This window comes from Sulfurospirillum sp. E15m (genome assembly GCF_059415145.1).
Genome location: NZ_JCAHZS010000004.1, coordinates 184,438 through 207,254 on the forward strand (window position 1 = coordinate 184,438; position 22,817 = coordinate 207,254).

At 36.7% G+C, this 22,817-nt stretch carries 21 protein-coding genes and 1 pseudogene; 12 read left to right on the top strand and 10 right to left on the bottom strand.

The annotated features are described in order from the left end of the window. The first annotated feature begins 72 nt into the window (after positions 1-72). Positions 73-519, top strand: a complete 447-nt coding sequence (locus tag AC5SLP_RS07745) for a GatB/YqeY domain-containing protein (protein WP_495254582.1) — start codon at positions 73-75, stop codon at positions 517-519. Positions 520-558: 39 nt separating this feature from the next. Here AC5SLP_RS07745 and AC5SLP_RS07750 read toward each other — a convergent pair whose 3' ends face one another. The 9 genes from AC5SLP_RS07750 to AC5SLP_RS07790 all read right to left on the bottom strand — a co-directional run bounded on the left by AC5SLP_RS07750 (position 559) and on the right by AC5SLP_RS07790 (position 10,194). Further along, the gene (locus AC5SLP_RS07750; protein ID WP_495254583.1) at positions 559-1,764 is read right to left on the bottom strand and encodes an acetate/propionate family kinase; all 1,206 of its coding nucleotides are present in this window, start codon (positions 1,762-1,764) and stop codon (positions 559-561) included. Then, complete coding sequence (gene pta, locus AC5SLP_RS07755) at positions 1,761-3,869, bottom strand: phosphate acetyltransferase (protein WP_495254584.1); 2,109 nt, start codon at positions 3,867-3,869, stop codon at positions 1,761-1,763. Before pta ends, AC5SLP_RS07750 begins: the two co-directional genes overlap by 4 nt. 93 nt (positions 3,870-3,962) lie before the next feature. After that, on the bottom strand, positions 3,963-5,399 hold the full coding sequence (locus tag AC5SLP_RS07760) for a Mur ligase family protein (protein WP_495254585.1): 1,437 nt from the start codon (positions 5,397-5,399) through the stop codon (positions 3,963-3,965). 2 nt (positions 5,400-5,401) lie between these two features. After that, complete coding sequence (locus AC5SLP_RS07765; RefSeq protein WP_495254586.1) at positions 5,402-5,671, bottom strand: acylphosphatase; 270 nt, start codon at positions 5,669-5,671, stop codon at positions 5,402-5,404. After that, a complete protein-coding gene (gene estV / locus AC5SLP_RS07770; protein WP_495254587.1) occupies positions 5,668-6,387 on the bottom strand; it encodes an EstV family lipase in 720 nt (239 codons plus the stop codon). The genes AC5SLP_RS07765 and estV overlap by 4 nt, the downstream gene beginning before the upstream one ends. Further along, positions 6,380-6,604, bottom strand: coding sequence for a prevent-host-death protein (locus AC5SLP_RS07775; protein WP_495254588.1), 225 nt, complete (start codon positions 6,602-6,604; stop codon positions 6,380-6,382). Before AC5SLP_RS07775 ends, estV begins: the two co-directional genes overlap by 8 nt. A gap of 51 nt (positions 6,605-6,655) precedes the next feature. Then, complete coding sequence (locus tag AC5SLP_RS07780; RefSeq protein WP_495254589.1) at positions 6,656-7,696, bottom strand: D-alanine--D-alanine ligase; 1,041 nt, start codon at positions 7,694-7,696, stop codon at positions 6,656-6,658. Positions 7,697-7,711: 15 nt separating this feature from the next. Beyond that, positions 7,712-8,269, bottom strand: a complete 558-nt coding sequence (ruvA, locus tag AC5SLP_RS07785) for a Holliday junction branch migration protein RuvA (RefSeq protein ID WP_495254590.1) — start codon at positions 8,267-8,269, stop codon at positions 7,712-7,714. Beyond that, positions 8,266-10,194: a flagellar assembly protein A gene (locus AC5SLP_RS07790; protein ID WP_495254591.1), complete on the bottom strand. Its 1,929-nt coding sequence runs from the start codon at positions 10,192-10,194 to the stop codon at positions 8,266-8,268. Before AC5SLP_RS07790 ends, ruvA begins: the two co-directional genes overlap by 4 nt. A gap of 139 nt (positions 10,195-10,333) precedes the next feature. On the opposite strand from AC5SLP_RS07790, the gene murJ reads away from it, so the two are divergent. From murJ to AC5SLP_RS07845, 11 genes are all read left to right on the top strand, one after another. Further along, the gene (gene murJ / locus AC5SLP_RS07795) at positions 10,334-11,743 is read left to right on the top strand and encodes a murein biosynthesis integral membrane protein MurJ (protein WP_495254592.1); all 1,410 of its coding nucleotides are present in this window, start codon (positions 10,334-10,336) and stop codon (positions 11,741-11,743) included. Continuing rightward, entirely contained in the window at positions 11,730-13,127 is a 1,398-nt protein-coding gene (gene cysS, locus AC5SLP_RS07800; RefSeq protein WP_495254593.1) for a cysteine--tRNA ligase, read from the top strand. Before murJ ends, cysS begins: the two co-directional genes overlap by 14 nt. After that, positions 13,109-14,845 (top strand): ABC transporter ATP-binding protein, encoded by a 1,737-nt coding sequence (locus AC5SLP_RS07805; protein WP_495254594.1) that lies wholly within the window; start codon positions 13,109-13,111, stop codon positions 14,843-14,845. The genes cysS and AC5SLP_RS07805 overlap by 19 nt, the downstream gene beginning before the upstream one ends. Positions 14,846-14,920: 75 nt before the next feature. After that, the gene (locus tag AC5SLP_RS07810) at positions 14,921-15,982 is read left to right on the top strand and encodes a quinone-dependent dihydroorotate dehydrogenase (protein WP_495254595.1); all 1,062 of its coding nucleotides are present in this window, start codon (positions 14,921-14,923) and stop codon (positions 15,980-15,982) included. Between the two features lie 48 nt (positions 15,983-16,030). Then, entirely contained in the window at positions 16,031-17,290 is a 1,260-nt protein-coding gene (locus tag AC5SLP_RS07815; RefSeq protein WP_495254596.1) for a M16 family metallopeptidase, read from the top strand. Position 17,291: 1 nt separating this feature from the next. Beyond that, on the top strand, positions 17,292-18,185 hold the full coding sequence (gene dapA / locus AC5SLP_RS07820) for a 4-hydroxy-tetrahydrodipicolinate synthase (protein WP_495254597.1): 894 nt from the start codon (positions 17,292-17,294) through the stop codon (positions 18,183-18,185). After that, positions 18,185-18,952 (top strand): enoyl-ACP reductase, encoded by a 768-nt coding sequence (locus AC5SLP_RS07825; protein ID WP_495254598.1) that lies wholly within the window; start codon positions 18,185-18,187, stop codon positions 18,950-18,952. Before dapA ends, AC5SLP_RS07825 begins: the two co-directional genes overlap by 1 nt. After that, positions 18,949-19,491 (top strand): CDP-diacylglycerol--glycerol-3-phosphate 3-phosphatidyltransferase, encoded by a 543-nt coding sequence (gene pgsA / locus AC5SLP_RS07830; protein ID WP_495254599.1) that lies wholly within the window; start codon positions 18,949-18,951, stop codon positions 19,489-19,491. Before AC5SLP_RS07825 ends, pgsA begins: the two co-directional genes overlap by 4 nt. Beyond that, positions 19,492-20,550 carry an RIP metalloprotease RseP gene (gene rseP, locus AC5SLP_RS07835; RefSeq protein WP_495254600.1) on the top strand — a complete coding sequence of 353 codons (1,059 nt, stop codon included), beginning with the start codon at positions 19,492-19,494 and terminating at the stop codon, positions 20,548-20,550. Next, positions 20,540-21,220, top strand: a complete 681-nt coding sequence (locus AC5SLP_RS07840; RefSeq protein WP_495254601.1) for a YggS family pyridoxal phosphate-dependent enzyme — start codon at positions 20,540-20,542, stop codon at positions 21,218-21,220. The genes rseP and AC5SLP_RS07840 overlap by 11 nt, the downstream gene beginning before the upstream one ends. 37 nt (positions 21,221-21,257) lie before the next feature. After that, positions 21,258-22,532 carry a 4Fe-4S dicluster domain-containing protein gene (locus tag AC5SLP_RS07845; protein WP_495254602.1) on the top strand — a complete coding sequence of 425 codons (1,275 nt, stop codon included), beginning with the start codon at positions 21,258-21,260 and terminating at the stop codon, positions 22,530-22,532. A gap of 43 nt (positions 22,533-22,575) precedes the next feature. On the opposite strand, the pseudogene AC5SLP_RS07850 reads toward AC5SLP_RS07845, so the two are convergent. Beyond that, positions 22,576-22,817 (bottom strand): annotated as a pseudogene (locus tag AC5SLP_RS07850) (formate dehydrogenase subunit gamma); the annotation flags it as partial.

Here is a 22,817-nt window from a genome sequence, read left to right on the forward strand (position 1 = left end):
TTCTATTTTTCACTATTATACTATAAAATACAAACCTCTAAAGTAAAGCAACGCCAATTTTAAAGGAAAAAGATGTCTCAACTAAAAATAAAACTTCAAGATGATCTCAAAGATGCCATGAAAAACAAAGATACATTTAAACGCGATGCCATTCGCTTTTTAATGAGTGCTCTTAAACAAATCGAAGTCGATGAACGTAAAGAACTGAGTGATGATGATATTATTAAAATTATTCAAAAATCCCTTAAACAGCGCGAAGATGCTGCCTCAGCATTTAAAGAAGCACAACGAGATGATTTATACAAAAAAGAGGTGGCAGAAGCTACTTTACTCAAAACTTATTTACCACAACAACTCAGTGATGATGAACTAAAAATAATTATTCAAAAACATATTCGTGCCACAGGTGCTACTTCACTTAAAGAAATTGGGAAAATTATGCCATTAGTCCTTGCTGAGTGTGCCGGTGTTGCTGATGGAAAACGCATTAATATGATTGCGAAAGAACTTTTAGTTTAATTTACATGTAGAGAATTTTCTCTACATGTAAATAATAAATTAACGTGATTGAATAATTTCTTGTGTTTGAAGCGCGATTTCTAACTCTTCATTGGTTGGAATGACAAGAACTTTAACAGGGCTTTCTTGCGTACTAATTTGGAGCGTACGTGTTGAGCGTCGATTATTGAGTGTTGGATCAATTTCAATACCAAAATTAGAAAGATCACTACAACTTTTTAAGCGCATATCACTGTCATTTTCACCAATACCTCCTGTAAAAACGATACAATCCACACGGCCCAAAGCTGCACTATATGCGCCGATATACTTTTTAATGCGATAACTGAACATATCAAGTGCCAATTGAGCTTGTTCATTACCTTCATCTGCCATTTTTTTAACAGCACGCATATCATTGCTACCACAAATACCTTTTAATCCGCTCTCTTTATTGAGCATGGTATCAAGCTCTTCGATACCAAGACCTTTTTTTCGAGAGAGGTAAAAGAGGACAGCAGGGTCAATATCGCCACTACGGGTACCCATCATTAATCCTTCTAACGGAGTTAATCCCATGGAAGTATCAACACTTTGTCCATTACGAATAGCGGTAACACTAGCACCATTCCCGAGGTGGAGTGTAATGGCATTTAATTGGTCAAGTTTTTTACCAAGATATTTTGCTGCCTCTTTCGATACAAAGCTGTGCGACGTACCGTGAAACCCATAACGCCTAATCTTAAGCTCCGTATAGTGTTTATAAGGAATAGCGTACATGTAGGCATGTGGAGGCATAGTAGAATGAAAAGCCGTATCAAAGACAACCACTTGAGGTACACTCGGGCTTTGTTCTAATGAGACTTTGATTCCAGCTAAATGACCTGGATTATGCAAAGGTGCCAATGGAATTAATCGTTCAATTTCAGATGTTACCCATTCATTCACCAACACAGGTTCAAAAAACGATGAACCGCCTTGCACGACACGATGCCCTATTCCATCGAGTTCATTGAGGTCATGAATGACATTGGATTCAATTAAAAGTGCACTCATAAGTTTTAAAGCAACTTCGTGATTTGGGATGGGAAGCTGATGCTCAATTTTTTGCTCAGAACCCTCTTTATCGACGTACTTAATGCGAGCGGCTGAGGAACTCTCTCCAATTTGCTCAATAAGACCACTTGCCATAACCGAATAGCTTTCCATATTGATTAATTGGTATTTTACCGATGAACTACCTGCATTTAAAACTAAGATTTTCACTTATTTGCTCCATCATTGGTTTGTGCTTGAATAGCAGTAATAGCAACCGTATTGACGATATCAGGAACCAAACATCCACGGCTTAAATCATTAACAGGTTTTCTAAGTCCTTGCAAAACAGGACCTATTGCTACGGCACCCGAACTTCTTTGGACGGCTTTATAGGTATTGTTACCCGTATTTAAATCCGGGAAGATGAAAATAGTCGCTTGTCCTGCCACTTGACTGTTTGGAAGTTTCGTCTTAGCAACAATTGGGTCAATGGCAGCATCGTATTGAATAGGACCTTCAACCAAAAGATCAGGACGACTCTCTTTAACAATTTTAGTTGCGAGTCGAACTTTTTCTACCTCTTCACCTTTGCCTGAATCGCCTGTTGAGTATGATAACATTGCAATGCGAGGTTCAATACCAAACATTTTTGCTGTATCGGCTGATGAAATCGCTATTTGTGCTAATTCTTCCGCATTTGGGTCTTGATTAACGGCACAATCTCCATAAACCAATACACGTGTATCTAAGCACATAAAAAAGAGGCTTGATACGATAGAAATCCCCGGTTTCGTTTTAATAATTTGAAGTGCTGGGCGAATTGTCTCTTGCGTTGTGTGAATTGCGCCAGAAACCATACCATCAGCGTATCCTAGATAAACCATCATCGTACCAAAATAGTTTTTCATCATCATACTATCGCGAGCCACATCTAAGGCTAAACCTTTTGCTTTACGCATTTCATAGAAGGATGTTACAAACTCTTCCATGAGAGGAGATGTCAATGGGTCAATAATCGTTGCTTTGCTAATATCAAGTCCCAAAGATGCGCTTTTTTGGCGTACATCTTCTTCGACACCCAAAAGAATAATATCAGCAACATCGCGACGCAACAAAATCTCTGTTGCACGCAAAATGCGCTCATCATTGCTTTCTGGAAGGACGATTTTTTTGCGATCTCTTCGTGCACGTTCAAATAAAGCATATTCAAACATAATAGGTGTAATTGAACTCGCTGAAGATTCTGTATCAATGCATTTTTCTATCTCTTCAATATCAACATTCGAGGTAAAAAGTCCCATAGCGAGTGCAATTTTTCTGACACTTTGCGGTGTAATCGTAGCAGGTACGTTTGCAACATTAACGGCAGTGGTAAATGTGCCGTCATCTACGCTTAAAATAGGAATAGAAAGGTCTTTAAATCCCGCAACAAGTTTATTAATCGATTTATGAGGCATCATTCCAGCCGTTAATAAAATACCGGAGATATTAGGATAATTGTTTGAAAAAGCTGTGCTTAAACAACCGACAATGATATCCGACCTATCGCCTGATGTAATAATTAAATCACCGTCTTCGATATATTCTAAAAAGTTGTCAAGTTTCATTGCCGCAATCTTACTTTGCTTTACAACGCGTCTTAAGTCTTTTTCTTCGCCATAAATATGCATACAGCCCAACTTTTGCTTGATTTCAGCAACCGTTGGCGTATCTAGTTCTGGCACTTCAGGTAAAAAATACAATGGTGCTAGTTGGTACGTCTCATTTTGAATCAACAATTTAAGTGTTTCAGTTTCACTAGCTCCAAGGCGATTGACAAAGGTTGCAAAATGCTTACATCCAGCAACTTTGATGGCTTCTGCTTCAATATGAATTTCATCCACTACTTCTTTAACACTTTTATTTTTACCTTTTAGAACACTAATAAAAGGGCTACTGAGGTTCTTTGCAATGGATAGGTTAATATCAAAATCAAGGGTTTGAGAAAAATTTGATTGACTCAATCCTTCAATCAGTACAAAGTCATACTGACTTTCCAAGATTTTAATCTTATCAATGAGATTTTCAAGGACTTCATTATATTTGTTTTCAGCAATTAAGCTTTCAACTTCGTGCACGGTATAACCGTACATATCTTTGGCTTCCATGCCCAATGCATAATGTTCAAGCATGAAATCGATATCTTTATCAATTTGTTTGCCATCTAAAATGACTGGTTTGAAAAAAGCAACTTTCCCAAGACGTCCTTTTAACAGTTCCATAATTCCCATCGCTACAATCAAACTGCCCGCTGCTGGTTCAAGCGATGAGATATATAAACTTTTCGTTTTCATCTCTCTCCTTTATGTATGTCTCTCAACTCATTTTCCAAAATAATATAATAACGATCTAATAAACATATAACAAAATATTTTTTTTATTTTCTTTTAAATAAAACTAGGTGCATCGTTAGAAAAAAGTATCACATCCCCTGCTTTTGTATGTAAGGCCAATGTTTCTTGGAGTTTTGTTTTATCGGATAAAATAATTTTCTCAGCACGGTGGATATGTTCGTCTAAGACTTTTATATTGGCTTTACTGGTAAGGATGACTAAATCAAAAATAGCATCAATTTTTTGTGCAAGTGCTGTATTTGCCTCTTCTGTGCTCTCAACAATACCCGGTGTTATAATAACTTTACGTCCCTGATAGGTGTCTATCAATTCATAAGAGCTTATCATGCCTTCTAAATTACCGTTAAAACTATCATCAATAATCAACTTTCCGCCAGCTTCGATTTTTTGCAAGCGATGCTCGACACTTTTTAAGTTCAAAACATTTCGTTTAATACTTTCTACCGAAACGCCAAGCTCTTTGGCGACATGAATGGCAGCTGCTATATTGATTGTATTAAATGCGCCCAAAAGATTACATGTAAAATGCTCTTGCTTCCCATCAATGAGCATATCAAACGCTAATCCATCCAAAGTAGCTTCAACATGTGTAATCTCAGAACCAAAAGAAACAACGGTATCGGTTGGTTGGATACGAGCACTTTCATGAATAAATGCTTTTGTTAAACGTGATGAATGAATGATTTCCATTTTGGTATTACGAATATTTTCAAGTGTTTTAAAGTATTCAATATGCTGTTCACCAATGGAGCCGACAACAGCAATATGTGGATTGACAAAGCGAGCGATTTCATCAATGTCTCCTTTTAAACGGGCACCTGCTTCGACGATATAAACGTCACAAGGCTCAGGTAGGGATTCATTAATGTCTTTTATAATACCCCCAAGCGTATTTACGCTACGGGGCGTTTTGTAGACAGTAAGCTCAGAAGATAAGATTTGTGCAAGAAAATTTTTAATACTTGTTTTCCCATAACTTGCTGTGATTGCCACGACTTTAAGGGATGGTTGTCGCATCAGTTTAGCAGAAGCTTCTTTCTTGAAACCATTAAATAGAATCTTTTCATAGGCAATACTCATGAGATGCGCCATGATTAAAGGAATAACAACGCCAAATTTTAAACAATGAATCCAGCTCAAACACAAGAGGTCTGTAAATAATGACACAAGAATAAGAAAGAGGAAAAAACGTTTTACACGAGCAGTAAAAACCAATTTTTTATCAATTTTACGAGTCCAAAAGAGTAGTGAAGCGATATAAACAGCGACAAAGCCATACAGCACAACACCGTCTAATACATAATAACCAACCACGGGTATGATAAAAAAGTAACCATGCCAATCGTAGCGATTGAAATGAAAAATAACGCGTTCCAAACGGTAGCTATACCACTGCATTGCTGTAATAAAGTAGTACCCAATGCTTAAAATAAATGCAAAATGGATGATGGCTAATATTATTTTATCCATGTCTATCTCTTTTCAAAACGATCAAAATGCAGTGTTTCTATTTTCTCATATGTAATATCTTGTACATCAGAAAAGAGTGAACCTTCATATAATTTACTAATAAAAAACTCGAAATCCTCTTCATACTGAGCATTCACAACCACTTCAACCTTTCCATCTTCAAGGTTACACACATAGCCAACGTAATCTAATGTTTGTGCTACTTCGACAACAAACCTGCGGTAATTAACACCTTGAACTCGACCTGTAACGATCAACCTATACGTACTCAATCCATAGACTCCAAAATCAATTTTTCAATTTTTTGTGCATTTTTTAGGAAAAAGAAATGATCACCTTCTAATGGGTAAAAAAGACTATTAGGGATAAGCGAATGAATTTTTTCACCGCTACTTTGAGGTGTTGCCCTATCCTCTTTCCCCCAAAAAATGACTGTTTTAGCCGTTGTATTTGCAAAAAATTGACTAAAGTCTTCATCGACAACACACTTTAAAATGCCATACATTGTTTCACTCATACCTTCCACATCTTTTGTGGCAAATAAGCGATAAAACTTTTTTGGGGAAAAAGGTTTAAAGAGTTTAAACAACGCAATTTTTGCGCGTACTTTTAAGGGTTTTGGTATCACAATTCCCGCGCTAGATAGTAAAACAAGCATCGGTGGATGCAATAATGTCGCTACCTTGCCTCCAAACGAATGTCCAATGATGATGGAAGGTTTTACATGTAATGCTTTTAAAAAACATTCAACAATATTGGCATACATAGCCGTATTGATAACATCATTTACACTCGAATGCCCAAAACCAGGCAAGTCAAGATATAAATGCGTATACTGAGGAAAGGTTTTTGCAAAAGCTTGCTTCATAATCTCTTTATTACTTCCCCATCCATGCAGAATGAGTAGTGTTTGAGACTGGTGTGGATTGATAAGTTCATAACTTAAATGATAAACATTTGAGTGAAAAACGACCTCTTTCTTAGCCATCGCTTTTCTTTTTTGTGCTAGCGTATATTTTTTCTAAAATAATAACCGCTTCGCTCATTTTTTCATATTCGTCTATCGGAATCATAACCGCTTCAAAGCGATTATTTTTCACGACGACGACACGCTTGCTTTTGCCTTTGGTGAGACTACCAAGTACAGAGCTAAAATTTCTCACCATATCGGTAGCTGTCATAATCTCATCTTTAGCATAGGTCATAAGGGAACCTTTGTGCATTATTTTATGTAAGATACTACATAAAAGAGACTTTTACTTACCTTTAGCAGCTTGGATTGAATTGATATAGCGGTACTCTTTTGGCATTTGTATGTCATTTGGTAACCATTGGCTTAAAGAGTGAATAATGGTTTCAAAATCATCAAAAAGATAATTTGCCATACTGCCAGGAATAGGGTTTATTTCATTAAGATACACTTTATAATCAATGACAAAAAAATCACAACGAATTAAAGCTCCGCAAAACAGTGGATCATACAGTTTTCGAAAAGAGTCTCGAATGCTATCTTCTAATTCATTACTGATACTCGCTTCATTGACACGCTTAGTGCGTGAAAAATCAAGATATTTTTTATCAAAATCTAAAAATTCTTCTTTTTGAGGCTCTTCAATAATTGAAAATATAAAATGGTCTGTTTTGCATCCTGCAAGGTTATACTCTTTCACACCACAGATAAACGGTTCAATCAAAACAGCATCATCAAATTCAAAAGCGACATCAAGTGCATATGCCAACTCTTTTGCCTCTTTGACAATACCTATACCAATAGAACTTCCTAATCGTAATGGTTTTATGATAAAAGGATAAGGAATACGAATAGACGATAAAGCGTCATTTTTTGAAAATACTTGATAATCAAGTACATTCACCCCTACTTCTTGCGCTAAGAATTTTGTAAAAAGTTTATTGTAACTCATACAACACCCTTCTGTGCGAGGGCCAATATAAGGAACTCCAAAGAAATCAAGCATTGAGCTTAATTTACCATCTTCTCCATCCATACCATGAACCAAATTAATCATCACATCAAATTCAATTTTCTCTTCACCAAGCATTTTTTTAGCAAAAAAGCCTCCTTGTTTAAGAAAAAGTGCTTTATCTTTTTTATAAGCACCACTGCTAAAACGTTTGGAGGTAATGTCGTTGGTCGGAATCAGATAGAAATTACGATAATAGTCACAAAAAATATAAACTAATGTGCTCTGTGGAAGAACTTTTTTTAAAGCAATAGCACTTACGATGCTGATTTCATGTTCAAAACTATGTGCGCCAAATAAAACGGCAATGGTCATTTTTTTCCTTTTATATTAACTAAGTTTGCGTAAAGCTTCTTTGATAAGCGTTTGCGTATCAGTACCTTGTACCGTACTTAGCACTTTTTTAATCATCTCTTTTTTAAAGCCTAAACTCTCTAACGCCATAGTCGCTTCAAGAATACTTGCGTTACTGTTTTCATCACTGTTTAATTGCAATGAGAAATCGCTAAGTTCCACTAAAATACGTTTTGCACTTTTAGGTCCAATGCCAGGAACTTTTTGAAAAGCATGTACATTTTGTTGCAGTAACGCTTGTGAAAAATCATCAGGACTCAATGTTGAGCAAACGGCTAGTGCAGTTGAAGGTCCGATTCCATTCAGTTTAATAAGTGTATCAAAGACTTTTTTCTCATTTTCATCAACAAATCCATATAAGCTATGTTGATCTTCACGAATAATTTGCGTTACATGTAATTCTACAAAGTCACTCATTATTTTGCTAATACTGAACAATGAGACATGAATCTTATACGTTAATCCTGATGTTGTTTTAAGATAAACAGAGGTAATCTCTTTCTTAACAACTTTCCCTTCAATACCTACTATCATTTACTGCTATACTCGCCAGAACGTATCACTCTGTGCTCTCCATTTCCCATATCTTTTAGCGTTATTTCACGTGCAATTTCACGCTCTTTTGGATTATACGTTATATCTTTTGGAGGCGAAATCAATTTAAAGCGTATTTCATTAAATTCTTTCCATGCTGAATGATTGATAATCTTTGCCGTAAAGACTTTATTTTGGACTTTATTTAATTCAACGCGATACTCTTGTAGTTCTTCTTTCTTATCTTTGAACGTTTGTAGAAAATTATTATAATCTAACACTTTTTCTTGAAAATCTTTGATTTTTGCAAAAAGTGTAACAGGTGGTTCAACGCCATTACGCTTTAACTCCATAATCTTCTCTTTGACCATTTCTGCCATAGGTTTATTTTTATCAATAAACTCTTTTTTACTGCTGAGTTGTCTTGGATAGGCTTTGAGCTCTTCTTCTAATTTTTCAATTTTGAGATTAATTGAAGCAATCATCTCGTTAAACTCTTTGGTAACGCTTGGATCAATAATAAACTTGTTATTATTACCCTTTAACTCTTGCACTTCCAAAATTTCAGAGGCTGTAATTTTAGCGTTAGACATCAATTCATCAATTTTGACAGTTTTAGCGATAATTTCACCACCAATCATTTGCTTTACATGTACGGTATCGCCAATAACCTTGCCACCCTCGAGGCGATCAATAGTGACATCTTGACCATTGGCCTCACCACGATGCACGGCTATAAAGATTTTATCGGCTTCGATATAAGCGCTTTGATGCGTTTGCCCACCAATTTCAGCAACTTTGGCTTTGATTTTAGCACCACTACCGATGTTACCTTGCACATGAACTTCCGATGTTTCAACGCTCATTCCTGCACCAATGGCATCTTTTAAAATATCTTTTTCTTTAATATTGATTTTGATGTTTGAATCAAGATTGGTATCGATTGAGCCTGTGGAGCGAAAACTAATCTCGTTAATTTCCATCTGCTCTTGTATGTCATAACTGCCTTTTTCAAAATTGACATAACCACCACGATTCGCAATGTATTTGATACTGGTTTCACTCTCTTTTCGTGTAATATTTGGAGAAATAACAATATTGGTTTCATTACTCTTTCGAGGGTCTTTTACCGGCATAAAAGCACCTCTACAGTTACGACCAGGTGTACCCATCTGCGGTTTGATATATTCAATGATACATTCATCTTTTTCAACCGCTAAAACAAAGCCCCTTTTGGCATAATCAACTTTCCCGTCGGTACTTTTTGTTTCTACTTTTTTCTTATAATGAAAGATAAGGTCATCATTGATTGAAGGTTGTTCATCTACACCCTGGCATACCACAAAAGAGACATTTTGATCTAAGAAGCCATTAACTCGAATATTCGCAACAATGCGTTTGACTTCTTTATGCATATTTTGATCACGAATACCAACGAGAATACCCGCTTTTATTTTTTTAATTTGAATATCTTCAATAATCTTTTCTTCGAGTTTTGATGAATATTTGACGTCATGGCTTTTGGAAATTGTCGCGATGATTTTTGTGAGATTTTTGTTGCCACTTAATGAGATATCGGGTAGAATGACTTCTTCAACTTCATCCGTTGTTTTATAAATTTCAACACGGTAATGTTGAGAAAATTTGAGATTTGGATTTAAAAGATAATTATCATCAACAAAGAGTTTCATCTCTTCATCGCTCATCTCATTATTTTCACTTTTCTCGTCACTGTAAAATGTTGTTGTTTTCAACAATTTAAAAGAGAGCTCTGTAGGCTTAATATGATTTGCTATCGCTACGTTTTTGAGTTCTTTAATAACGTTAATGGTATCGATGATGATGGGTTTGAACTCAGATGTTTCGCTCTCGTGAAGCAATTTATCTTCTGTGCTTGATCCTTTGATTTTATCAAATAGTCCCAATGTTCATCCTCATAATGTTAATAATTTAATTGCTGTCTTTAGTAAATCTATATCGGCTAAATTTAGGATAAGTGTTGTCATAATCTTACCCAAATAAAGATAAAAATATTGTTTAAACGATTTTTTGATAATATACCAAATGCTTATTAAATCCTTTTTCACAAACAGTATTGGAACATTGGTTTCAAGAATTTTTGGTTTCATCCGAGATATGTTAAGTGCATCCATTTTAGGTGCCAATATTTATAGTGATATTTTTTTTGTTGCCTTTAAATTTCCTAATCTTTTTAGACGTATTTTTGCGGAAGGTGCTTTTACACAAAGTTTCATTCCTAGTTTTATCAAGACTTCACACAAATCACTTTTTACCTATAAAATTTTCATACGTTTTTTTGTTTTCCTTCTTATATTTTCGCTACTGGTTACCCTTTTTAGTGAATTTTTTTCTAAGATTATAGCCTTTGGTTTTGATGATGAGACGGTTGCTTTATGCGCACCTTTTGTCGCCATTAATTTTTATTACTTACCATTGATTTTTTGTGTAACACTCTTTGGCTCTTTGCTCCAATACAAGCATCGTTTTGCGGTAACAGCATTTTCAACCGCTCTTTTAAACATTGGGATGATTACTGCCTTGCTTTTATTTCAACATTGGGATAGAAAAACCATTGTATATGCCCTCAGTTATGGTGTTTTAGTTGGTGGACTTCTTCAGGTTATTGCGCATCTTATTGCCTTAAAAAAAGAACGTTTATGTAAATTATTTGTACTAGGATTTGCATATAGAAAACGCAATGACGACGAATTGAAAAAAACACAAAAAAACTTTGATCGTTCATTTTGGCACTCCATCATCGGAAATTCGACACCTCAAATTGTCTCTTTCGTTGATACAACCTTGGCTAGTTTTTTAGTCACGGGTAGTATTAGCTACCTCTATTATGGCAATCGTATTTTTCAACTGCCATTAGCCCTTTTTGCGATTGCTCTTACCACAGGTATTTTCCCAAAAATTACACGCTTATTAAAAGCAAATGATGAGACAGCGGCAACAAAAATGCTCTCGCAAGGGTTTTGGATTCTGGCATTTTTACTGACAACATCAACACTTGGCGGGTATATGCTCAGTCACGAGATTGTCAAACTTTTATTTGAGCGTGGCTCTTTTTCAACAGAAGATACGCAAACAACAGCTTTTGTCCTTTCGATGTATATGCTAGGCCTCATTCCTTTTGGGCTATCTAAACTTTTTTCGTTGTGGCTATATGCAGGGATGCGCCAGAAAGAAGCAGCCATGATTGCGATGTATTCGCTGGCTTCAAATTTATTTTTTTCTTTTGCATTGATTAAGCCTATGGGGGTTGCGGGGCTAGCCCTTGCTGGCTCTTTAGCAGGGTATGTCTTGCTTATTTTTACGATTCGCTCCTTTGGTGTCAAAACGTTTTTTGCTATACTTCGCGATAAAAAGTTACTTATTTTATTCATAGTTTTGGCGTGCGAAGCGCTTTTGCTTAGTCTTTTAAAGGATTTTATACATGTTTATTTTTGATTCAGTAGAGAGAAAAAAAGTTCCATTCATACCCATTAAGCCTCATGAGGTTAAAATCTATGTTTGTGGTCCTACTGTTTATGATGATGCACATTTGGGACATGCTAGAAGTGCTATTGCTTTTGACCTTTTGCGTCGTGTCTTAATAGCGCTTGGATATAAGGTAACTTTTGTAAAAAATTTCACGGATATTGATGACAAAATTATCAATAAAATGAAAGAGAGCGGAAAATCTTTAGAAGAGATTACAGCATTTTATATTGGTCGTTATAAAAACGAAATGCATGCTTTACATGTAAACGATGCTGATATTGAACCTAAAGCAACTGAAACGGTGAATGAAATTATTGATTTTGTCTCAAAAATGCTTGACAAACACGTTGCATACGCAACAAGTGATGGTATCTATTTTGATACATCTAAAGATAAAAAATATCTTTCATTAAGTCATCGTCTTATTGAAGAAGATGCGACACAAGCAAGAGTGGAGCAAAAAGAAGAAAAAAAAGATCAAAAAGATTTTGCATTGTGGAAGTTTTCTAAAGCAAATGAACCCAGTTACCCTGCTCCCTTTGGTGTCGGGCGTCCTGGTTGGCATATTGAGTGTTCTGCTATGATTGAAAAACATCTTGCATCCAGTGGTGATTTTCAGATTGACATCCATGCCGGTGGAGCTGACCTACTCTTTCCTCACCATGAAAACGAAGCAGCTCAAACCCGATGCAAAAGCAATCAAGAACTGGCCAAATACTGGATGCACAATGGCTTTGTCACCATTAGCGGCGAAAAAATGAGTAAGTCTTTAGGAAATAGCTTTTTTCTTAAAGATGCACTGGCTATTTACAGTGGTGAAGTACTGAGATTTTATCTTTTAGCCACACATTATCGCGCCAATTTCAATTTTGCGGAAGAAGACCTTCTTAATACAAAAAAGAGACTGGATAAACTGTACCGACTGAAAAAGAGAGTTTTTGAAAGCACACCAAGTACGGTTTTGGAAAGCTTTAAAACAGTGATGCTTGAGGCGCTGAGTGATGATCTTAATATATCCAAAGCACTGGCTGTATTAGATGAGATGATATCCACTGCCAATGAAACATTAGATACCAATCCAAAAGACAAAGCACTTAAAGCAACGGTACATGCCAATCTGATTTGGATAGAAACTCTTTTAGGTATTGGTTTGTATAACCCTTATGCTTATTTTCAATTAGGAATTGATGAGCAAGAAAAACAAGAGATTGAAAGTCTGATTGAAGAACGAACAACCGCTAAAAAAGCAAAAGATTTTGCAAAAGCTGATGAAATTCGCTCCATACTTGAGAGTAAACAGATACAGCTGATGGATACGGCAAATGGAACACAATGGGAGAAACTACTTTGAAAATATATGGATTAAAAGAAGTATTGTCCCGCTTCGCTCCCTTTTTTAAAGACTATATTCCCTATTTTCTTTTAGCCGTAGTTGGTATGGCTCTTTCTAGTGGAGGAACCGCTTATTCGGCATATCTTGTCAAACCCCTTTTAGATAAAATCTTTATAGCAAAAGATCAGCATATGTTAGAGTTGTTGCCTTTTGCGATAATTGCCGTTTATGCTCTTAAAGAAGGTGGAAGGTATACGCAAGCCTATTTTACGGCTTATATTGGACAAGATATTATCAAACGATTTCGAGATAAAATTTTAGAAAACCTCCTAAAACTTGATCTCGCCTTTTTTCATGAATACCGCACGGGTGAACTTATTAGTCGTAATACGAACGATGTTGAGCGTGTGCGAACCGTCGTATCTAATCTGATACCAGAATTTTTTAGTCAAATTTTTACGATTGTTGGGCTGGTTGGGGTTGTTATCTATCAAAGTTCCGAACTGGCTTTTTATGCGCTTATTATTATGCCTTTAGCGATTTATCCACTGAGTATTCTCTCTCGAAAAATGAAAAAAATATCACGCCAATCTCAAGAAAAAGTTTCCGATATTACAGCAAAACTGAGTGAAATATTTAACAATATTGAGATTATTCAAGCCAATAACGCACAGCAATATGAGCACAAGCTTTTTCATGAAAACAATGAACGTTATTTTAGACTGACTATGAAATCAACAAAAGTGAATGAACTTGTTAGCCCTGTCATGGAAACCTTAGGCTCCATTGGTGTTGCCGTCGTTATCTTAGTTGGTGGTAAAGAAGTCATTGAAGGTTCCATGAGTGTTGGTGCTTTTTTCTCATTTTTAACAGCTCTTTTTATGCTCTATACCCCTATTAAAAGAATTTCTAGCCTTTATAATAAAATGCAAGATGCATTGGTTGCAAGTGAACGAATCTTCTTTTTAATAGACCAAAATCCAACCATCAAATATGGTTCGCGTGCTTTACCTGACACTATTGATAGCATTACGTTTAAAGAGGTCTCGTTATCTTATGGTGATAAACAAGCGTTACACGCTGTTGATTTTGAAGCGAAATCAGGTGAAATGATTGCGCTTATAGGAAATAGCGGTGGAGGGAAAAGCTCTTTAATGAATCTTTTAATGCGCTTTTACGCACCTACTTCAGGAGATATATTGATCAATGGCACCTCTATTAGTGAATTTGACATCCATGATTTACGCAACAACATTGCGATGGTCACACAACGCGTTTATATCTTACATGACACCATTGCTGCTAACGTTGCTTATGGTAAAGAGGTCGATGAAGAAAGGGTCATTGACGCGCTTCGTAAATCAAATGCCTATGAATTTGTTGCAAACCTTGAACATGGAATTCATACCCACTTGGATGAATTTGGTACGAATCTATCAGGCGGGCAACGCCAACGTATTGCTATTGCTAGAGCGATTTATACAAATCCAAAAGTTCTCATTTTAGATGAAGCCACATCAGCACTGGACTCACACAGCGAGCAAAAAATCACTGAAGCCATCGAACATCTTATCCAAGATAAAATCACGTTTGTGATTGCACACAGACTCTCTACTATCAAAAAAGCCGATAAAATTGCACTGTTAAAGCATGGTAAAATTTCTGCAATTGGAAGTGATGAAGAGTTACTTGCTCACTCAGAAGAATATAGACATCTTAAAGGCTTACAACATTAAAAGTGCCTACAATCAACCATCTTTTATCTTACATGGGGTATAATCGCGTACTTTATATTTTAAAGGGAATAGAAGATGTTTGATTATAGCACGATGAAAAAATTGATGTTTAACTTTTCTCCGGAAACGGCTCACCATATGGCTGAGTTTTTTTTCAAAAATGGTGCACAATACGCTCCTTTTATTCTGTCTATTCTTGCGAAACGTTTTTTTGTTCATGATAAACGTCTTGAACAACAGCTCTTTGGTCGTACATTTTTAAATCCTTTGGGTCTTGGCGCAGGTTTTGATAAAAATGGTACTATGATTAAAATGCTCACGGCTCTTGGATATGGTTATATTGAATATGGCACGATGACTCCGCTTCCCCAAAGTGGCAATCCAAAACCAAGATGCTTTCGTTTTCCTAAAGAAGAATCGATTCAAAATGCCATGGGTTTTAATAACGATGGCATGAATGTTATTGCTAAAAGAATAGAAGCACTTTACCCTTTCGCAACACCTCTTGGTGCTAATATTGGTAAGAACAAAGTTACGCCCAGCGATGAAGCATTGAAAGATTATGAAAAACTGATAAAACGGTTTAAAGATTTAAGTGATTATTTGGTGATTAATATCTCTTCACCCAATACACCCGGTCTAAGAGATTTGCAAAATGAGCAGTTTATTAAAGAGCTTTTTATTATGGCAAAAGAGATTACATGTAAACCTGTTTTACTGAAAATTGCACCCGATTTGCAAACAAAAGATGCTATAGATTTATGTGCATGTGCTCTTGAATATGGAGCTGCCGGCATCGTTGCAACCAATACGACGATTGATTACAGTTTATTGCCGAATGCAAAAGATTTTGGTGGCATCAGCGGCAAAGTGCTTAAAGAAAAAAGTGCTGCTCTTTTTGAAGAGATTGCTAAAGAATTCTTTGGTAAAACAACACTTATCTCAGTGGGGGGAATTGACTCAGCCGATGAAGCCTACAAAAGATTGAAAGCTGGGGCGAGTTTAATACAAACATACACTTCATTTATTTTTGGAGGACCGCCACTGAATCGTGCTATTAACCAAGGAATTATTGAGCGTATGGAAAAAGATGGCTTCAGCCATATTAGTGAGCTCATTGGAAGCGACAGGAGATGATATACAATGAAATTATTAGGACTACTTTTAGTATGTTTAGGAGCATTAATGGCTAATTCACTTCCACAACACTACACCAAGACATTGTCAAATGGACTCCAAATTGTTGTGATTCCTATGAACAATAAAAGTGATGTTATCACAACGGATATTTTTTATAAAGTGGGTAGTGGCAATGAAATTATGGGCAAAAGTGGTATTGCTCATATGCTAGAACATCTTAATTTTAAATCCACTAAAAACTTAAAATCAGGCGAATTTGATGAAATAGTCAAAGGGTTTGGTGGCGTTAATAATGCTTCCACAGGATTTGATTATACACATTACTATATCAAAAGCTCTTCTAAAAATCTTTCTAAATCATTAGAACTTTTTGCGGAATTGATGCAAAATCTTCGTTTAAGTGACGAAGAATTTCAACCTGAGCGTAATGTCGTTTTAGAAGAAAGACTCTGGAGAACGGATAATTCGCCGATTGGGTATCTTTATTTTAGACTGTTCAATAATGCCTTTACGTATCATCCATACCATTGGACACCCATTGGTTTTAAAGACGATATCAAAAATTGGACTATTGAAGACATTCGTAGTTTTCATGCAAAGTATTATCAGCCTGCCAATGCTATTGTAGTTGTTGCTGGCGATATTCAAGCAGAAGATGTTTTTGCTGAAGTTGAAAAAAACTTTGGTAGCATTAAAAATACAACCGACATTCCAGCCCAACATCATCAAGTAGAACCACAGCAAGATGGTGCAAAGCGCATTATGATTAAAAAAGAGAGTGAAGTAGAGATGGTTGCTATTGCCTATAAAATACCCAACTTTCTTAACAAAGACCAAGTAGCGCTTTCTGCGTTAAGTGAACTATTAAGCAGTGGTAAAAGCAGTAAATTGCAACGCATATTAGTGGATGAGAAAAAAATGGTCAATCAAATCTATGGCTACGCGATGGAAAACAAAGACCCATCTATTTTCTTATTTTTAGCTGTTTGTAATCCTGGTGTCAAAGCCGAAAGCGTAGAAGCTGAAATTCTTAAAATCATTGATAGTCTCAAAAAAGGCGATATTAGCGATAAAGATATTGAAAAAATTAAGATTAATACGAAAGCTGATTTTATCCATAATTTAGAGAGCTCAAGTGAATTAGCGACATTATTTGGCTCCTATTATGCCAAGGGGGACATCTCCCCTTTACTCACCTATGAAGATGCCATTAATGCATTAAAAAAAGAGGATATAATCAACGTTGTCAATAAATATTTGATTTCACACACATCAACCACCGTAATTTTACGAAAGGATAACTAAGATGCAACATGTTTTACAAGGTGCTATGACAGCACTTATTACACCATTTAAAAATGGTAAATTAGATGAAGTTCATTATGCAAAATTGATAGAGAGACAAATAAAAAATGGCATTGATGTCGTTGTACCTGTCGGTACAACGGGAGAAAGTGCTACGTTAGACCATGAAGAACACCGACGATGTATTGAAATAGCTGTCGATGTCTGTTCGCACAGTAACGTTAAAGTACTCGCGGGCGCAGGAAGTAATGCTACGCATGAAGCCATAGGACTTGCAAAATTTGCCCAAGCACACGGTGCACACGGTATCCTTTCTGTTACGCCATATTATAATAAACCAACACAAGAGGGACTCTTTCAACATTATAAAGCCATCGCAAATTCTGTTGATATTCCTGTACTTTTATACAATGTACCTGGTCGTACAGGGTGTGATTTACTTCCGGATACTATTTTTAGACTTTTTGATGCGTGCCCTAATATTTTTGGTGTTAAAGAGGCAACCGGTTCTATTGATCGCTGTGTTGATTTACTGGCACATCAACCAAAATTGGCTGTATTTAGTGGTGAAGATGCGATTAACTACCCTATTCTCTCCAACGGAGGATCAGGTGTTATATCTGTTACATCCAATATTTTACCGGATCAAATTTCAGAATTAACGCATTTGGCACTTGAAGGTGATTTTCATGGTGCAAAAGCAATTAATGATTCCTTGTATGAAATCAATAAAACGCTCTTTTGTGAAAGTAATCCTATTCCAATTAAAGCGGCTATGTATATTGCAGGTCTCCTTGAAACATTAGAATATCGTTTACCACTGTGTGCCCCAAGTAATGAAAATATGAAACGCATCGAAAATACGCTTAAAAAATATACGATTAAAGGATTTTAATGAAAGGAAAGACACTCGTCATTAGCGGAGGTACTAGAGGTATCGGTAAAGCTATCGTGTATGAATTTGCAAAAGAGGGAGTAAATGTTGCATTTACTTACAACTCTAATGAAGAATTAGCCATAGAACAAGTCAAAGATTTAGAAAAAACTTATGGGATTAAAGCGAAAGCATATCCTTTAAACATTTTAGAGCCAGAAACCTATAAAGATCTTTTTTTAGAAATTGATAAAGACTTTGATCGAGTTGATTTTTTCATTTCGAATGCAATTATTTCTGGTCGCCCTGTTGTGGGTGGCTACACAAAGTTTATGAAACTGAAACCAAAAGGTATTAACAATATCTTTACTGCAACCGTTAATGCTTTTGTCGTAGGTGCGCAAGAAGCAGCCAAGCGAATGGAAAAAGTGGGTGGTGGAAGCATCATCTCACTCTCTTCGACTGGCAATTTAGTCTATATTGAAAACTATGCAGGTCATGGCACAGCAAAAGCGGCAGTAGAAGCTATGGTACGCTATGCCGCGGCTGAGCTTGGTGCGATGGGAATTCGTGTTAATGTTGTTAGTGGTGGACCGATTGAAACCGATGCATTGCGTGCCTTTACAAATTATGAAGAAGTTCGCGATAAAACGGCGCATCTTTCTCCATTAAATCGTATGGGACAACCACAAGATTTAGCGGGGGCTTGTCTTTTCCTTTGCTCGGAGAAAGCATCATGGATTACAGGACATACCCTTATTATTGATGGCGGTACTACGTTTAAATGATGAATTTACCGAATTTGCTTGCGAGTATGCGCATAGGACTGGCTCCTTTGATGTTTGTCCTATTGGTCAATCGCAATTTGCCTTTTTTTGAAGGTATACATACCTCATGGCTGGATTATTTTGCGGCACTTATTTTTGTCATAGCCAGTGCAACAGATTTTTTTGATGGTTATATTGCTCGTAATTGGAATCAAAAAACCCAATTAGGAGCAATTCTAGACCCACTTGCCGATAAGATGCTCACATTAGCTGCTTTTCTTGGTCTTATGATTTTAGATAGAGCAAATCCATGGGCAATTTATTTGATTTTAACACGTGAGTTTTTCATCACGGGTCTTCGCGTAGCTGCTATAGGTGAAGGAAAAAATATTGCCGCTTCCATGGCTGGCAAAGTCAAAACGGTGCTTCAGATGATTGCTATCGGTTTTTTAATGATGAATTGGCCATTTGCAGACCTTCTTTTATGGGCAGCTGTTGCTTTGACCATGTATTCTGGGTATGAATATATCATCGGATATACACAAAAAGAGACGAAATAAATGGGTACACTTACTTCCATTCTCGTTCTCTCTTTTCTTATTTTTTTTCATGAACTAGGGCATTTCCTCGCTGCACGTTTTTTTGGTGTCAGGGTTGAAGTATTTAGCATTGGTTTTGGGAAAAAAGTTCTCTCTAAAGTTGTTGGAAATACGGAGTATTGTTTAAGCCTTATTCCACTGGGTGGATACGTGCAAATGAAAGGTCAAGATGACCGCGACCCAACAAAAATCAGTTATGATAGCGACAGTTATACCGTTAAAAAGCCTTGGCAACGTATTATCATTCTTTTTGCTGGTCCCTTTGCCAATTTTTTACTTGCTTTTTTATTGTTTATTGCCATAGGGATGATGGGTGTTACCAAATTTGCGCCTATCGTCGGGAAAATTAGTGAAAATTCACCAGCCTTTCAAGCAGGCATTCAACCCAACGACCATATTGTTATGATTAATGATACACTGATTAATGCGTGGGAAGACATTAGTACGCTCATCCAAAAAAGCGAAGGTACGCTTTATGTCAAAGTTGAACGCAGTGGATTGGTTACAACACTGACCCTGACGCCCAAGATTAGTGAATACAAAAACATGTTTGGTGAAACGAAACATAAAAAGATGATCGGCATAGCTCCTAGTGGTAAAACCATCAATGTTGTTTACGGTGCCGATGAACTTTTAAACTTTGCGTGGGATCAAACACATAAATCAACAACCATGATTGTAACAAGCCTTCAAAAACTGATTGAAGGTGTCGTTTCGCCCAAAGAGTTGGGTGGTATTATTTCCATTGTGCAAGTAACTTCAGAAGCAAGTGCCGCTGGCCTTGTTGCCCTTTTTGGTTTAACAGCACTTATTTCAGTCAATCTTGGTGTTTTAAATTTACTGCCCATACCCGCACTTGATGGTGGACACATTATGTTTAATCTCTATGAAATGATTACCAAAAAAGCACCCAGTGAAAAAGTTCTTACGGCACTTACAATGGCAGGATGGGCATTGCTTCTTAGCTTAATGGCCCTTTCTCTTTTTAATGACATATACAGGCTAACCAATGGAAACTAAACCATACGAAGTCATCTTTGATGAAATCTTAACACGTATTGAAAAAGCACGTTTAAACGTGAGTGGTCATCACATCGTCAAAATTGTAGCGGCAAGCAAAAGCGCGACACCTCATATGATTGAAGAGATGTATAACATAGGACAACGTTGTTTTGGCGAAAATAAAATCCAAGATATGAGCGATAAAGTCAATGCATTGGCTTATTTACCTTTGGAATGGCATTTTATAGGACGATTACAAACGAATAAAATCAATCAACTCATTGACCTTCAACCTTCGTTAATGCACTCATTAAGCTCCTTGGAATTGGCACAAGAGATGGATAAGCGACTTTCGGTTAAAGGTAAAACAATGAATGTTTTACTGCAAATTAACAGCGCCTATGAAGAGCAAAAAGCAGGTGTTCTGCCAGAAATAGCACAAGAAGTATACGAACAAATTGCTTTTACATGTAAAAACCTTCACCTTAAAGGCGTCATGAGTATTGGTGCGCATTGTGAAGATCAACATATCATTCAAAAAAGCTTTGAAACAACCCATAAAATCTTTGAATCTTTACACAATCAAGGTGCAAAATATTGTTCTATGGGTATGAGTGGCGATTTTGAACTTGCTATTGCTTGTGGCTCAAATATGATACGATTAGGAAGTATTTTATTTAAACAGTAATCTTTCATTTTTATCTGATACGTTAAGGAGCTGTCTCATGTCACATTTAACGTCTCGCGAAGGGTATACGCATCTGATTGATCGCATCAACCGTTTTCCTTTAGGTGCCCCACCCTCACAAACGCTCTATAAAATTTTAAGCCTTCTTTTTACACCACAAGAAGCTGAACAGGTTTCATTACTGCCCATCACACCTTTTGATGTTAAAACGGCTGCATCCAATTGGAAAATATCGCTTCTAGAAGCACAAAAACGATTGGATGAGCTCTGCTCAAAAGCATTGTTGATTGATATTGACAATGATGGAACTTCTACGTATGTTTTGCCACCACCTATGGCAGGCTTCTTTGAATTTAGTTTAATGCGCACAGGCGGACACGTTGATCAAAAGATTCTTTCTGAGCTTTTCAATCAATACTTAAACGTTGAAGAAGATTTTATCAAATCCCTTTTTACTGGTGAGACAAAAATGGGGCGTACCTTTGTCAATGAATCTGTGCTGAGTCATGAAAACAGTATCCATGTCCTTGATTATGAACGCGCTTCTCATGTGATTGAAACTTCACACTATATGGGTGTTGGAATGTGCTATTGCAGGCATAAGAAAGCGCATCTTGGTGAAGCGTGTGATGCACCAATGGATATTTGTATGACTTTTGGCTCCACGGCTCATTCACTCTCCAAACACGGCTACACAAGACTCGTAGAAAAAACGGAAGGCTTGGAACTTCTTGAACAAGCAAGAGAACACCGTTTGGTTCAACTGGGTGAAAATGCCCAAGAAGGAGTCACATTTATTTGCAATTGCTGTGGATGTTGCTGTGAAGCACTAACAGCCGCCAGACGTTTTGCCTTCTTAACACCTGTTGCTACGACCTCCTTTTTACCGAACATTGATGAAAGTGCGTGCAGTGGATGTACCAAATGCGCACAAGCGTGTCCTGTCGAAGCAATTGCTATTGTCTCAGCCAATGATGCCCATAAGCCTAAAAGACTCAAAGCTATTGTTGATGAGGAGCGTTGTTTGGGATGTGGTGTATGTGCGAGTGTGTGTAAAGATAAAGTCATTAGCCTTAAACAGCGTGCACAGCGCATTCTTACACCCATTAATTCTGCCCATAAAACGGTCATGATGGCAATTGAACGAGGAAAGCTTCAAAATTTAATTTTTGATAACCAAGCCCTTTGGAGCCACCGTGCCATGGCTGCTATCTTAGGTGTATTATTGAAACTCCCACCCTTAAAACAAGCAATGGCAAGCGAGCAGATTAAATCACGTTATTTTGCGAAACTTTTGGCTGATATGTCATAAAGAAGCCTTTTTTAAAGGCTTCTTCGTTTTTACATGTAAACCTTTATATCTTACCTTGGTCCTTGAGTTGTTTATACCAAGAGCTGTGAAGTATTGCAACTTCCTCTTCTTCTTTGTATCCGTTAATCATGGAGTAAATTGCTCCTTTAATAGCAATAGCTGCCATATAAACGTGTACCATAAAGAAGGTGGCTACAACCATACCTAAGATATTATGAATCATCGCACTGATACGAAGCAAATCTATTTGGTTTAATCCAAAAGAGGTTGCTATTGGTGAGAGGT